14 protein-coding genes are annotated in these 14,199 nt (G+C 58.8%); 6 read left to right on the top strand and 8 right to left on the bottom strand.

From position 1 onward, the window contains the following. Positions 1 to 177: 177 nt before the first annotated feature. The 3 genes from nfsA to AB5Y67_RS02665 form a co-directional block, all read right to left on the bottom strand. Complete coding sequence (gene nfsA, locus AB5Y67_RS02675) at positions 178 to 903, bottom strand: oxygen-insensitive NADPH nitroreductase (protein WP_201957471.1); 726 nt, start codon at positions 901 to 903, stop codon at positions 178 to 180. Positions 904 to 974: 71 nt separating this feature from the next. Next, positions 975 to 2,540 (bottom strand): AbgT family transporter, encoded by a 1,566-nt coding sequence (locus AB5Y67_RS02670; RefSeq protein ID WP_325793819.1) that lies wholly within the window; start codon positions 2,538 to 2,540, stop codon positions 975 to 977. A 143-nt stretch (positions 2,541 to 2,683) separates the two neighbouring features. Then, the gene (locus AB5Y67_RS02665) at positions 2,684 to 4,636 is read right to left on the bottom strand and encodes a bifunctional diguanylate cyclase/phosphodiesterase (protein WP_013723827.1); all 1,953 of its coding nucleotides are present in this window, start codon (positions 4,634 to 4,636) and stop codon (positions 2,684 to 2,686) included. An 861-nt stretch (positions 4,637 to 5,497) separates the two neighbouring features. Here AB5Y67_RS02665 and AB5Y67_RS02660 point away from each other — a divergent pair. From AB5Y67_RS02660 to AB5Y67_RS02650, 3 genes are read left to right on the top strand one after another with little or no spacing between them, the layout of a single operon-like run. Next, entirely contained in the window at positions 5,498 to 6,436 is a 939-nt protein-coding gene (locus tag AB5Y67_RS02660; RefSeq protein ID WP_199427409.1) for a LysR family transcriptional regulator, read from the top strand. Positions 6,437 to 6,490: 54 nt separating this feature from the next. Beyond that, the gene (locus tag AB5Y67_RS02655; RefSeq protein ID WP_019444706.1) at positions 6,491 to 7,513 is read left to right on the top strand and encodes a response regulator; all 1,023 of its coding nucleotides are present in this window, start codon (positions 6,491 to 6,493) and stop codon (positions 7,511 to 7,513) included. Between the two features lie 8 nt (positions 7,514 to 7,521). Next, complete coding sequence (locus AB5Y67_RS02650; RefSeq protein ID WP_005337175.1) at positions 7,522 to 7,953, top strand: PAS domain-containing protein; 432 nt, start codon at positions 7,522 to 7,524, stop codon at positions 7,951 to 7,953. An 89-nt stretch (positions 7,954 to 8,042) separates the two neighbouring features. Here the strand turns inward: AB5Y67_RS02650 and ltaE are convergent, their stop codons facing one another. The 3 genes from ltaE to AB5Y67_RS02635 all read right to left on the bottom strand — a co-directional run bounded on the left by ltaE (position 8,043) and on the right by AB5Y67_RS02635 (position 10,371). After that, a complete protein-coding gene (gene ltaE / locus AB5Y67_RS02645) occupies positions 8,043 to 9,062 on the bottom strand; it encodes a low-specificity L-threonine aldolase (protein ID WP_106844496.1) in 1,020 nt (339 codons plus the stop codon). A gap of 112 nt (positions 9,063 to 9,174) precedes the next feature. Then, positions 9,175 to 9,876 (bottom strand): short-chain dehydrogenase, encoded by a 702-nt coding sequence (locus tag AB5Y67_RS02640; protein ID WP_199427407.1) that lies wholly within the window; start codon positions 9,874 to 9,876, stop codon positions 9,175 to 9,177. Positions 9,877 to 9,963: 87 nt separating this feature from the next. Beyond that, entirely contained in the window at positions 9,964 to 10,371 is a 408-nt protein-coding gene (locus AB5Y67_RS02635; RefSeq protein ID WP_005351138.1) for a helix-turn-helix transcriptional regulator, read from the bottom strand. Positions 10,372 to 10,518: 147 nt separating this feature from the next. Between AB5Y67_RS02635 and AB5Y67_RS02630 the strand changes: the two genes are divergently transcribed. Then, positions 10,519 to 11,418, top strand: coding sequence for an aldo/keto reductase family oxidoreductase (locus AB5Y67_RS02630; protein WP_199427406.1), 900 nt, complete (start codon positions 10,519 to 10,521; stop codon positions 11,416 to 11,418). A gap of 71 nt (positions 11,419 to 11,489) precedes the next feature. On the opposite strand, the gene AB5Y67_RS02625 is transcribed toward AB5Y67_RS02630, so the two are convergent. Together AB5Y67_RS02625 and AB5Y67_RS02620 are read right to left on the bottom strand one after the other, a co-directional pair. Next, a complete protein-coding gene (locus tag AB5Y67_RS02625; protein ID WP_005337180.1) occupies positions 11,490 to 11,771 on the bottom strand; it encodes an RNA-binding protein in 282 nt (93 codons plus the stop codon). 216 nt (positions 11,772 to 11,987) lie between these two features. Further along, positions 11,988 to 12,530 carry a hypothetical protein gene (locus AB5Y67_RS02620; RefSeq protein WP_199427405.1) on the bottom strand — a complete coding sequence of 181 codons (543 nt, stop codon included), beginning with the start codon at positions 12,528 to 12,530 and terminating at the stop codon, positions 11,988 to 11,990. A gap of 106 nt (positions 12,531 to 12,636) precedes the next feature. Between AB5Y67_RS02620 and AB5Y67_RS02615 the strand changes: the two genes are divergently transcribed. Together AB5Y67_RS02615 and AB5Y67_RS02610 are read left to right on the top strand one after the other, a co-directional pair. After that, positions 12,637 to 13,407, top strand: coding sequence for an amino acid ABC transporter ATP-binding protein (locus AB5Y67_RS02615; RefSeq protein WP_199427404.1), 771 nt, complete (start codon positions 12,637 to 12,639; stop codon positions 13,405 to 13,407). After that, positions 13,400 to 14,197 carry an amino acid ABC transporter permease gene (locus tag AB5Y67_RS02610; RefSeq protein WP_042081929.1) on the top strand — a complete coding sequence of 266 codons (798 nt, stop codon included), beginning with the start codon at positions 13,400 to 13,402 and terminating at the stop codon, positions 14,195 to 14,197. The genes AB5Y67_RS02615 and AB5Y67_RS02610 overlap by 8 nt, the downstream gene beginning before the upstream one ends. Positions 14,198 to 14,199: the final 2 nt, after the last annotated feature.

Here is a 14,199-nt window from a genome sequence, read left to right as displayed (position 1 = left end):
CCTGTTCCTATCCAATTGCGTGATCCTACAACAGCTTACCCACTTAAGGTAGCCTGCAGATCCCCCCTTGCCCACGATTTGTCACCAAGCTGTGCCCCCGGTCTCAGGGAGAGATTGCAGGATCAGGGGATGATGACCATGACGGTCACCTCCCCATAGTATCGCCCATCAGCGCCATTACTTGAGGTTAAAGCCCCGCGATTGCAGGAATCCCAGCATGAAAGGGCGGGACTCCTTGCCCAGAATGGCGCGGATCTGGCCGCTCCAGGTCTGCTGCTTGTTGTTGCTGCTACGGGCCTGATAGTAGTCCGCGATCTGCTGATCGTACCGGGCCAGCAGGTCGCGATCCAGCTCGTGCTGGTAGCGCTCCTGATGCACCACCAATCCCCTGGGCAGACGGGGTTTCTGCTCCGGCTGCTGGGCAGGATGACCAAGGCAGAGACCAAACAGCGGGATCACCTGATGGGGCAAGCCGAGCAGTTCGCTCACCTCGGCCGGATGGTTGCGAATGCCGCCGATATAGACCCCGCCCAGCCCCAGCGACTGGGCCGCCAGCAAGGTGTTTTGCGCCATCAGGGCGCCGTCGATGGCTCCGATCAGCAACTGCTCCGCATAGCCGGTCTGGGCCTCGGGCACGATCTGGGTGTGGCGGTGGTAATCGGCGCAGAACACCAGAAACTCGGCCGCCTGCACCACATAGGATTGATTGCCCGCCAGCATGGCCAACTGCTGACGCGCCTCGGGCTCGCAGACTCGCACAATACTGGTCACCTGCAAAAAGCTCGAGGTCGAGGCGGACTGGGCGGCGGCGAGAATGACATCCAGCTGCTGCGGGGCGATCGGCTCGGCAGTGAACTGACGAATGGAGCGATGGGAAAGGATAAGATCGATGGTCTGATTCATGGCACCTCCAAAATGAGGTAACACCATAGCGAAAAAAACGAGGGAGCCCAAGGCTCCCTCGCACACCCAGCTTAAGGGGCCGGATAGACGTAAGGGGCTTGCAACCCGAGCGGGAAGCCGAGCGCCCAGTAGAGCAGCAGGAAAATCGTCCAGCTCACCAGGAAGGCCAGCGAGTACGGCAGCATCATGGAGACCAGAGTACCGATCCCGGTGCTCTTCACATACTGCTGGCAATAGACCACCACCAGCGGGAAGAAGACCATCAGCGGGGTGATGATGTTGGAGGCGGAATCCCCGACCCGATAGGCCGCCTGGGTCAGCTCGGGGGAGATCCCCACCGCCATCAGCATGGGTACCAGGATCGGGCTGATCAGCGCCCACTTGGCGGAGGCCGAGCCGACTACCAGATTGACGGTGGCGGTGAGCAGGATCATCCCGACGATGGTCACCTCACCGGGCAGCGCCAGCGCATGGAGCACTTCGGCACCGGAGAGGGCCAGCAGGGTGCCCAGATTGGAGTCACCAAACGCTTTGATAAAGAGCGCGCAGAAGAAGGCCATCACCATGTAGGAGCCCATCTTGTTCATGGTGGCCGACATGGCATCGATCACATCCTTGCCACTCTTGAAGCTGCCTGCGACAAAGCCGTAGACAATCCCGGGCAGGATAAAGAGCAGGAAGATGAGCGGCACAATGGACTTCATCACCGGCGCGGCGAAGGCGGTCAGGGAGCCATCGGCAGCACGCAGCGGTGAATCGCTCGGAGAGAGCGCCAACGCCAGCAGCACGATGGCCGCCAGCATGGCAAACCCGGCCCAGTTGAAGGCCCGGCTCTCTTGCGCGCTGTAGCGCCCCATCTCGTCGGCACTCTCCAGATCCTCGTTGAGCGCCACGTGCTTGAGGCGCGGCTCCACCACCTTTTCGGTGATGAACCAGCCGACGCAGATGATCAGCAGCGAAGAGGCACCGGTAAAGATGATGTTGCACAGGGTGTTGACCATGTAGTCAGGATCGAGCAACTGAGCGGCGGACTGGGTAAAACCCTGCAGCAGCGCATCCCCGCCGGAGGGCAGGAAGTTGGCGGCAAAACCGCCGGAAACGCCGGCAAAGGCAGCGGCGATCCCCGCCAGCGGATGGCGTCCGGCAGCGTGGAAGATGATGCCACCGATGGGGATCACCAGCACATAACCCGCATCTGCGGCGGTGTGGCTGACGATCGCTACCAGGATCAGCATGGGAGTGAGAAAACGGGCAGGCGTCACTTTCAGCAACTTTTTCAGACCGGTATTGATAAAACCGGACTGCTCGGCCACCCCGACCCCGAGCATGGCCACCAACACGATCCCGAGCGGGGCAAAGCCGGTAAAGGTCGTGACCATGGTGGAGAGAAACTCGGCCAGACCGGCACCGGTCAGCAGGTTGTTGACCACTACCGCCTCCCCGGTACGGGGATTGACCAGATCAAACTGGAATTGTGACAACACCCAGGAGCCGACCCAGACGATCAGCAAGGCGTAGAGGAACAGCATGGCGGGGTCGGGTAATTTGTTCCCGGCTTTCTCGACGCCATTGAGGAAACGGTTCAGCCAACCTTTGGGAGGGCTGGCCGGACGGTCATTGACAGCAGCATGACTCATTATTGCGATACTCCTTTCCCTAGAAACGAGGTCGCATGCTAGCAATTCCAGCCAATCCGTCTCATGACCGATCGCAAAAGAATGATTAATTTTGATTAAATATTGCGGAATAAAATCCCAAGTTGTGGCCTAACGCACACTTGTTACTCTGCCATCACGGCATCTAGCAGTGGATAACGCCCAACCTGGCACTCCACCACAAAACCGCTAGCCTCGACTTGTGCCACTGTCAGCGGCTTGCTGAACAGATATCCCTGGAACACATGGCACCCCTGGGTCTGCAGGGCGGCCAGCTCGTGAGGCTCCTCTACCCCTTCCGCCATGATCCCCAATCCCAGATTGGTGGCCATGGCCGCAGTCGCACGGATCACCGGCAAGTTGAGGCCGACCACGAAGGAGCGATCCAGCTTGATGTTGTTGATCGGCAACCGGTTGAGATAGGCCAGCGAGGAGTAGCCGGTACCGAAATCATCGATGGCAATCTTGATCCCCTGCTCGCTCAAATCATCGAGAATGCCGAGGCACCCCTTCATATCGAGCATCAGCACGGTTTCGGTCAGCTCCAGCGTCAACAGGGAGGCATCCACCCCGTGCAGCTCCAGCTGCTGGCGAACTTGCCCGGGCAGCGCCGACGAGAGCTGGAAACCGGAGAGGTTGACGGAGACCGGCACCCGCTGATGGAAGCGCTTCTGCCAGCTGGCTACCTGTGCCAGCGCGGTGGAGAGCACCCAGCTGCCGATCTCGCGGATCAGCCCCATCTCTTCGGCCAGCGGGATAAATTCCACCGGCGACACATGGCCGAGCACCGGGTTGTACCAGCGCAGCAGTGCCTCGTAACCGATCAGACGTCGTTTGGCGGCATCGACCTGCGGCTGGTAACAGAGGCTCAGCTCCTGACGGCCGATGGCCTTGGCCAGAAACTGCTTGAGATTGAGTTTGCGCTGCAGGGTCTGCTGCATGCTGGGGGTGAAACGCTGCCAGCGCAGCCGCCCCATCTGCTTGGCCTGATACATGGCCATATCGGCACGGGTGATGAGGTTGTCCCCGTCATCCGCATCATCGGGATAAATGGCGATACCGATACTGCCGCCGATGGTCACCTCCGGCAGCCCGCTCAGTTGCAGCGGCTTGGTCATCTGGGAGAGCATCTGATCGGCCACCTCTTGCGCCCGATCCCCCTGATTGCCCAGCGGCACCAGTGCTGTGAATTCATCGCCACCGAGGCGAGCCAGCTCCACATCCCGCGGGCAAATCTGTTTGAGGCGACCGGCGACCCGCTCCAGCAGGCGATCTCCCGCCTTGTGGCCGTAGTTGTCGTTGACCAGCTTGAAGTTGTCCAGATCCATGAACACCAGCGCGAAACGCTCCCCCAGCCCGCAATAGGCCTCGAGGGATTTCATCAAGCCATACCGATTGAGCAGGCCGGTCAGGGAGTCGTGCCAGGCGAGGTGGCGATGCTCCAGCTCCTCAAGCTTGCGATCGGTAATATCCCGCATGGTGAGCAGAATGCGGGCCCCCTGCTGGATATAGCGGAACTGATACTGGAACCAGCGCATCCCCTTGAGGGTACGGCACTCCCCCTCGGTCACCACTTCATCGAGACGGGAGAGCTTCTGGTAGAAGCTGTCATCATTGCCGGAGAAAACCTGGGAGAGCTTGGCGATCTGATGACCGAAACACATCTCGAAGTGATAGTTGCCACTCTCGAACACACCGTGGCTATCGAACAGGCAGGCAAGGGTATCACCGGTTGCCAGCGAGGACTCCTGATAGAGGGTATCGGAGTCGAGCACCGCTTCGGTCATCATCATCAGCCGGCCAGCCAGTTGAATACCAGAGAGGCGCAGATAGATCTGCTTCTTGACCCCCTTTGGGGAGAGGGTCCACCACTCGTTGTAACTGCGCCCCTGCTGAAAATCACCCAGATAGCGCTGCAGCAGCAGATCGATGGCAGTTGCCATATCGGCAGAGAAGTCGCGGGAGCAGAGTTCGTCGAGAGACGTCGCCTCCCACACGGAGAGCGCGGCGCTGTTTGCCCAGAAAATATGGTGATGCTCGATGTCATAAACCCAGATCGGGGTATGCAGAACATCCATCGTCTTCAGTAACCGTTCGTCAAGCGTATTCATCTGGTCAAGGTCATTCATGCTGGATGGTCACTGGTTAACCGGAAAACAGATCTGGCAAACCGCTAGCTGCAGAATGCAAGGTGCAAATACCTCTCGGCCATTATCCCTTTTCACATAGCCAAGAGCGGACAAAACTATTTCAGATATCAACAACAGGGCAGCCTGTACGGCGATACTACAAAGGACTCAGCCAAGGACCCTGTTAATCCAGGCAAATCATATAGTCGATTTTTAACTTTTTTCCCCAGTAAAAACAAGCACTAAGAGCTATCCACTCGAGACCTTGAAAGAGCAATTGCATATTTGCTGCGACAAATTTGTTATTAACATTTAAATCAATGGCGGAAATAGTCATCACTCTCTGTCACAAAGCTTCCATTAATTAACCAAGCGGATGGATAAACAGCCAAAAAAACGCCAAAACGGACAAAAATAGTTCACTAAGGCGGAATTGATATACCCCAAATTCATTTTTCAACAGGCAATGAGCAAAACCCGAATATATGATCTGCATCACATTGGCTGTGGATGACAAACCACCCCGGCTGATTACGCAGAGCAACCCGGCGCCCTTCCATCAGGTTGCAATATCGGCCTTCGCCTGCGGTTATAGCGGAACAAATCAGGGAATATGGCAAACATCACTGCCGCAGTACCATTTGGCATCGTGCCGGAATAATCACCAGCTCGGGGAAACTGAGATGACGGGCGGGTGGAGAACTGGTATCAACAGAAATCGAATCCAGATCAATTAAACGCTGAATTAACCTTGCCAACCCGGAACGCTCTTTTTATGGTTGCCCCCTTGTTACACCCAGAACAGCGTTTATGAAGCACATCGAAGAGTTCTACCTGTTCGTCAAGGTGGTGCAAGAGGGAGGATTCTCCCACGCTGCAGCCGCACTGGGCATGCCAACAGGCACCATCAGTCGACGCATTTCCCAGCTGGAAGAGCAACTGGGTTGCTCCCTGCTACATCGCTCTACCCGCAAGCTCCGCCTTACCGATGATGGCCTCAGATACTACGAACGTCTCTGCACGCCACTCGCGCAAATCGAGCAGGCCACCAGCGAGATCCAGGGTCAAGAGGCCGATATCACCGGGCTTATCCGGATAGCTGCGCCGATCGCACTCTCCAACACCATTCTCATCGATATGCTGGCCGAATTCGGGCTGCACTATCCCGAGGTACAGTTCGATATCACCCAGACCAATGATCACCAGCACCTGTTCGACAATGATCGGGATCTGGTGTTCTTCAATGGTGAGCTGCCCCAGTCGCTGCCCAATGCGATCTGTCTCGGCCATATCGAGTACGGCCTGTTTGCCTCACCACTCTATTTGACCAAGAAGGGCACTCCCTCCCACCCCAACCAGCTGGAAGAGCACGATCTCATCTACTGCTGGCCTCACCAGCACTGGCAGCTGACCGACAAGGATAGCCAGAGCGTCTGCATCAAACGCAGCGCCAAACTGACCGTCAACCAGACCCAGGCCGCGGTACGTGCAGCCCGGCGTCATCTGGGGATCGTCAATGCCCCGCTGCACTATCTGAGCAGCTTCCTCCATGACGAGCAGCTGGTGCCGGTACTGACCGACTGGCAAACCGGCAATCGCCCCTTCTACATGTTGTGTTGCCAGCACCAGTTCGCTCCGTTGCGTGTTAAGATGTTCGTTGAATTTGTTGAAAAATACTCAGCACGCTATCGCAATCGGCAGTGGGACAACCAATTTTCACAAGGTGATAGCCTCACCCATTGCATCTGACCGTTAGCGGGCCACACTTATAGCATCCCTTGCCAACAGAGCCTGCCTAACGCCATGAATGTATTGATATGTGATGACTCCGGGTTCGCCCGCAAACAGCTGGCGCGGGCGCTCCCGGCCGACTGGAAAGTCGATTTGCACTACGCAGCCAATGGTCTCGAAGGGATCGAACAGGTGCTGATGGGTCATGGCGATCTCATCTTCCTCGATCTGACCATGCCGGAAATGGACGGTTACGGCGTGCTGGAGACCCTCCAACGGGAGGGTTTGCGCAACAAGGTGATCGTGGTCTCCGGGGATATCCAGCCAGAGGCCTATCAACGGGTCATGGGGCTGGGTGCGCTCGATTTCATCAAGAAACCCGCGGCCCCCGAGACCCTGCTAGCCCTGCTCAAAAAGCATGGTTTCTGGAGTGCCGCCCCGAGCGGTCAACCAAGCGCCCCCGAGCAGCTGACAAGCGGTGTAGTAGCCGATGCAGGCGTCAAGATCACCCCCGAAATCCGCGATGTCTATCAGGAGCTGGCCAACGTCTCCATGGGTCAGGCAGCCGACTTGCTGGCTCGTCTGCTCAACGCCTTCGTGGTACTGCCTATCCCCAACGTCAACGTGCTGGAGGTCTCCGAGCTGCACATGGCCCTCTCAGCGGCTGCGGATTCGGATACCCTCTCCGCCGTCTGTCAGGGGTTTATCGGAGCGGGGATCGCCGGTGAAGCGCTAATCCTGTTCCATGACTCCAGCTTCAAAGATTTGGCCAAGCTGATGAACCATCAGGGGACGCTGGATCGCACCGCCGAACTGGAGCTGCTGATGGATACCGCCAACGTGCTGATCGGCGCCTTCCTGCGCGGCTACGCCAACCAGCTCGACACCCCCTTCAGTCAGGGGCACCCGGTGGTACTCGGCCAGCACAGACCCATCAACGAGCTGATCAACACCAACAAGAGTCGCTGGCGCCGCACGCTCGCCATCGAGATCAACTACCGGATCCAGGATTACGCGGTGCAGTGTGATCTGCTGCTGCTGTTTACCGAAGATTCCATCGCCACCATGAACAACAAAATCATGCACATGCTCTAGGAGTGACTATGGAAATCCGTGAATTTCATTGGCTGATGAACATAGTCCAGAACCTGGACGTAGGCTTGGTTGTGCTCGACAAGGAGTACAAGGTACAGGTGTGGAACGGCTTTATGGAGAGCCACAGCGGCCGACTGGCCAGTGACGTGCGCGATGGCGTACTGTTCGAGCTCTTCCCCGATGTGGACAGAGCCTGGTTCGAACGCAAGGCCAACATGGTCTTCAAACTCAACAACCGCGCCTTCAGCACCTGGGAGCAGAAGCCCTATCTGCTGCGTTTCTCCAACTACCGCCCCATTACCGGCTCGGCCCCCCACATGTTCCAGAACCTGACCCTGGTGCCACTGGCCGATTTCGGCGGTCAGGTGACCCACATCGCGGTGATGATCTACGATGCCACTGATGAGGCCATGCTGATGAGCGGCCAGCGGCAGGCTTGAGCTTGCAGCAAATAACAGAGGGCGCCGCGGCGCCCTCTGTTATTTCGGTATGAACAGGTCTTGGTATAACCTCTACCTCACCAGCCGTCTCAACGCGCCCCGAGATACTCGGTGAAGGCGTCGATCACCTCTTCAATATCGTCATCGTTGATTTGCAGATGGGTCACCAGCCGCAGCTCGCCGTAACCGGAGAAGAGGATCCCCCGCTCCTTCATAAAAGCGAGCAGAGGGGCCGATTCCCCCTCACGCAGCCGCAGGAACACCATGTTGCTCTGCACCAGCGAGAGGTCGAGCTCGATGCCCGGGAGTGCAGCCAACCCTTCGGCCAGCCGTTTGGCACGGCGGTGATCATCGGCCAGACGGGTCACATGCTGCTCGAGGGCAAACAGACCGGCTTGCGCCAGAATCCCCGCCTGACGCATGCCACCCCCCAGCATCTTGCGTAGGCGGCGCGCACGGGCGATGAAATCGTGGCTGCCCACCAGCAGCGAGCCCACCGGTGCGCCCAACCCCTTGGAGAGACAAATCGAGATGCTGTCAAACGGTGCAGCGATCACCCCGACCGGGGTCTCGCTGGCCACGGCGGCGTTAAAGAGCCGGGCGCCATCGAGATGAAGCTTCAAGCCGCGATCGGCAACGAATGCCCCCATCTCCTGCAGATAGGAGAGCGGCAGCACCTTGCCGTTGTGGGTGTTCTCAAGGCAGATCAGGCGAGTCTGGACGAAGTGGGCATCATCAGGGGCCAGCGCAGCCTTGATATCATCGAATGCCAGCGTGCCATCGCGCTGCATCGGCAAGGGTTGCAGGGCTACGGAGCCCAGCACGGCACTCCCCTGCGCTTCATAGCGATAGATGTGAGCGGCGTTGCCGAGGATGGCCCCCTCACCGCGCTGACAGTGGCTCATCACCGCCAACAGATTGGACATGGTGCCGGACGGCACAAACAGCGCCGCCTGTTTGCCCAGCAATCTTGCCCCAAAGGCCTCCAGCGCGTTGACGCCCGGATCTTCACCATAGACATCGTCACCGACTGCGGCGTGGAGCATGGCTTGACGCATGGCGTCAGTAGGCTGGGTGACGGTGTCACTTCGTAAATCGATATAGCGCATGAGATCCCTCCTGAAACAGGAGAGTGACGTTAGCCATGCGCCCCTCGCTTGGCAAGGGACGCATGAGCAGAATGTGAAGCCAATAGACGTCCATAGAACCCGCAGGCGGGATTTACCAAGGCAGCGGCTGACCTTTGAGATCCAGCAGCTGACCCGATTGGGTCAACGATAACCCCTCGATGAGATTGAGCAGCTTCACCGCCACCTCGGCAGGCTCCTGTAATTGTTCCAAAGGCAACTCGCTCAGAAAGGGAGCATTCATCGGGGAGTCCATCAAGCCGGGCGCCACCGCCACCACCCCCGCTTGCGGGAAACGTTGCGCCCACTCGAGGGCCAGAGTTTTCACCCCCATGTCGAGGGCCGCCTTGCTCATCCGGTAGCTGTAACGTCCCCCCTCCAGATTGGCGGTGATGGAGCCCGCCAGATCGGAGATGGCACAGAGCCACAGCGGATGGTCATTGCCCATCAACCGACTGAAACGGGCAGCCAGCGCCAGCGTTGGCCAGGCATTGGCAAGCAGGCTGTCGCACAGCCACTTGGGGTGCACCTCTTCGACCCGCCGCTCTGGCATAAAGCTGACATCGTGCAACAGGCCGATGGTGTTGATCACCACAGTGGGAAGCGGATCGGTGTCGTAGAGGGTAAACAGGGCGTCGAACGAGATGGCGTCCACCTCTTGCAGCGGGAAGAAAGCCCCCATCTCGATCCCTTTTGGATAGGTGCGCCCGGCAAGAAGGAAGGACTCCCCCCTTGCCATCAGCTCTCTTGCCAGCGCCGAGCCCAGCGCACCACTTCCGAGGATCAAGTAGCTCATCGCCCATTCCATGGAGAGTTATCTTGCTTAGAGCGTATCAGAATAATCAACCGGCCGTGACACGACCAAAGGGTAATATGCCCCTCATCACGCTTCCCCCAGATGGCGACCAAACTCCCGCGCCAGCGCCAAGTCGAGAAAACCGTCCGCTTTCTTGTGGGTGCGCAAAAACTGGTAATAGGCGAGCAGGGTGACCAGTGCCTCCTCATCGGGCAGCCCCACCCCGGGTTGCTGCTCGCCCAGCAGTAGCTGTGCCGCTGCCAGCGCCTCCCTGTCTACCACTTCCGCCTGACGGTAGAGATAACCACAGCCGGTTGCCAGCCACTCCAGCGAGCAGTTGGCCCCCATGGCGATCTGGTTGGCCCGCGCCAGGCCAGGCTCGGCTCCCTTCAAATATTTGCGGATCAGCGCTTCACTGAGCCCCACCTTGCGGGCAAACGCGCTCACGCTCATCTCCCCGATCAGGCTCTGCAAGCGCTCGGCAAATCCTTCCATCCAACTCTCTCTCCTACTCTGCGATCAGAACCAAAGTTCGAATCATGCCACTGCCCATTATTGCTTTGCCAGCCACATGAGGCCAAGATGCCCGCAGTCATCTATGTTGCACATCGTTTTCGCATCGTGTTTTTCAAGGAGTCAACCATGTCTGTATCCCGTGTCGCCCTGCATCCGCAAGGCTCCACCTTCTCTCGCCTCATCATGGGTTACTGGCGCCTGATGGAGTGGCAGCTCTCTCCGGCCGCTCTGCTCGATCTGATGAAATATCATCTGGATCTGGGGGTCACCACCATCGATCACGCCGATATCTATGGTGGCTACCAGTGCGAAGAGGCCTTTGGTCACGCCCTACGCCTCGAGCCTTCCCTGCGCAGCCGGATGGAGATCGTCACCAAGTGCGGTATCGCCCTCACCGCCAAGCCGGAGCATGCTCTCAACCACTACAACACCGGCAAGGACCATATCATCGCCAGCGCCGAGGCCTCGCTGCACAAGCTCGGCACCGACCATCTGGACCTGCTGCTGATCCACCGCCCGGATCCCCTGATGAACGCAGATGAAGTGGCCGACGCCTTTATCACCCTGAAACAGGCGGGCAAGATCAAGCACGCCGGGGTATCCAACTTCACCGCCCGTCAGTTCGAGCTACTGCAATCGCGCCTCCCCTTCCCGCTGGTCACCAACCAGCTGGAGATCTCGCCGCTTCATCAGGAAGCGACCCTCGATGGTACCCTGGATCAGTGCCAGCAGCTTGGCATCAAGCCGATGGCCTGGTCATGTCTCGGCGGCGGCCGACTGTTCAGCGATGACGCCTATGCCCCGCTGCGTGCCGAACTGGAGCAGATCCGTCAGGAAGTGGGCGCCCAGACTATCGAGCAGGTGGTCTACGCCTGGGTAATGATGCTGCCAAGCCAGCCGCTGCCATTGATTGGCTCCGGCAAACGGGAGCGGATTGCTGCCGCCGTAGCCGCCGAATCTGTCGAGCTGAACCGCCAGCAGTGGTTCCGCATCCGCAAGGCGGCGCTCGGTTACGACGTCCCCTGATAACAGCAAAACGTCCAGAAACAAAAACGGCATGGGGGAAACCCATGCCGTTTTTTTATTGCCGAGGCACCTTAGCGGTGGCGCTGTTGCGGGCGACCACGGGGAGCATCTGTCTTCGGTTTGGCCTGGTTGACGGTGATGGTACGGCCACCGACTTCAGTGCCATGCAGACCAGCGATGGCCTTTTCGGCATCACCATTGACCGGCATTTCAATAAAACCAAACCCCTTTGACTGGCCGGTATCGCGGTCGATGATGATATCAACCTTGTCGACCTGTCCAAACTGGCTGAACAGGGTTTTCAGTTCGTCGGCCGTCATCCGGTACGACAGATTTCCTACGTAAATCTTCATGCCATCCACTCTCGATTCAAGGTGCCTTCTCTATGCAATTCCCAGCATAACGGTAAGGGCACAACCCCTATGCCGGACCTGCCATGGCTTCATGCCGTGGCCTTCTCCACACTGTCGTCAAGTGATTGATCTCTTGGGTTAACAGTGCAGACAAGATCAATTCGAGTCACTGGCAGTATCTGAGCTTTGCCGGGAATTGTCGAGAAAATAGTCGACTCAGGCCGATTGCAGATCTGACAACCGTTGCGCCAGCATCCGGCGACCGTGCCAGGCCCGTTTAAAGCCGAAGCGATAGACAGACGGGCTCACCAGATGCAGCTCCCCCGCTTTGAGATCCAGCAAGGCCATGGCCGCCGCCAGCTCCTCTTCACTCAGCTGCAGATCGAGGCTGAAGTCGAGCCACTGGCCGTCGTGACCCACTCTCCGCTCCCGTTCGAGCGCCACCAGCTGGTTGCGGGGCAGCGCCAGCGCCTCATCCTTGTTGCCATTGAGCAGATAGATATGCTGTTCGTCCCACCCCAGCTCCGCCAGGCGCCAGGGCTGCCAGCTGCGGGGCTGCGACACCATGATCCCGGTGATGCCACCAAAGACCACGCCCACCCAGTTGAGCAGCGCCATGGCGCCCCAACCATCCCACAAGGAGGCCGCCACCACGCCCCAACTCACCAGCAACAGCAGAAAAATGACGCAGCGATAGCGAACCGCTGGCGGCATCAACAGCTGCACCTGCGAACCGGCAAGCAAGGATGTAATACGCATGAAAAGCTCCTGTCATCACGAAATGGCGCCATTGTGAATAGCCATCAGGATGCTGACAAGGGGGTTTTCTTTGTCATCCCCCTATAAAATCAATACCATGGCGTAAATGATTCTCAGTGGAACCCGCTTCTTGACCAGCTCGCAACCCTGTGTGCGCTTTTGTGGCGTCGACAAATTCTATGGCGACTTTCAGGCTCTTCATCACATCGATCTCACCATTGAACGGGGAGAGAAGTGGGTCATCTGTGGCCCGTCAGGCTCGGGAAAATCGACCCTGATCCGCACCATCAACGGGCTGGAGGGGATCGACGACGGCCAGCTGTTCCTGTTTGGCGAGCCGGTGACCCCTTCCTACCTGCGCCGCCTGCAAGGTCGGGTTGGCATGGTGTTTCAGCAGTTCAACCTCTTCCCCCATATGACGGTGCTGGAAAACCTGATGGTGGCACCGGTGCATACCCTGGGGTTGCGCCCTCAGGAGGCCAAAGCCCGGGCGCTCGGGCTGCTCGAGCGGGTGCGCATTCAGGCACAGGCCGACAAGTACCCTAACCAGCTCTCCGGCGGCCAGCAACAGCGGGTCGCCATCGCCCGCTCCCTCTGCATGCAACCCGAGCTGATGCTGTTTGACGAGCCCACCTCCGCCCTCGACCCCGAGATGATCCGCGAAGTGCTCGATGTGATCCGCGAGCTGGCTGACGAGGGGATGACCCTGATCTGCGTCACTCACGAGATGGGCTTTGCCCGTCAAGTGGCGGATCGGGTGCTCTTTATGGACGAGGGAAAGATCATCGAGTCGGCCCCGCCCGCCCAGCTGTTCAGCGCCCCCCGGCACCCGCGCACCCAGGCCTTCCTCGAACAGGTGCTTAGCTATCATGGCTAGGCTCAATCGCCCCCGCCTGCTTGGCTGGCTGTCGGGCACTGTGATGCTCTCTGCGCTACTGGGCTGGGCGCTCTATAGCGGCGCTCGCCAGATGGGCTATGAGTGGCAGTGGCCGCGGGTGTTGCCCTTTCTCGGCGAGTGGGATGAGGGAACCTTTTATGCCGGCCCCTTGCTAAACGGCCTGCTGGTCACTTTGCAGGTGGCGCTGCTCAGCCTGTTGGGCACTCTGGCGGTCGGGGTGTGCGTGGTCAGCCTGCGGCTGCTCCCCTCCCGGCTCGGCCCATGGCTCGCCATCGCTTATCTGGCGCTGGTGCGCACCACGCCCCAGCTGGTGCAGCTCTATATTCTCTATTTCTTGCTGGGCCCCATGCTGGGATTGGCCCCCCTTGCCTGCGCCGTGTTGAGCCTCTCCCTCTATCAGGGGGCCTTCACCGCCGAAGTGCTGCGTGCAGGCGTACAGGCCATTCCCAAAGGACAGTGGGAGGCAGCCCAGTCGCTTGGCTTGTCACGGGCCATCACCCTGCGCAAGGTGATCCTGCCCCAGCTGGTGCGCATCACCTTGCCGCCGCTCACCAACGAGCTGGTCTCCCTTATCAAACATTCGGCGCTGGTGAGTGTGATCGCCATCTTCGATCTGACCAACGAAGGGCGTACTCTGGTTGCCGATACGTTTCTGACCTTTGAGGTGTGGTTTACCGTGGCCGCCCTCTATTTGCTGTTAACCCTGACGCTGTCAGCCTGTTCGCGGGTGCTGGCCCGTCACCTGAATCCGGATCAACAAGGACGCTAACC

The organism is Aeromonas sp. s12 (genome assembly GCF_040907925.1).
GTDB lineage: Bacteria > Pseudomonadota > Gammaproteobacteria > Enterobacterales > Aeromonadaceae > Aeromonas > Aeromonas veronii.
This window is presented reverse-complemented; position numbering and strand designations above follow the sequence as displayed.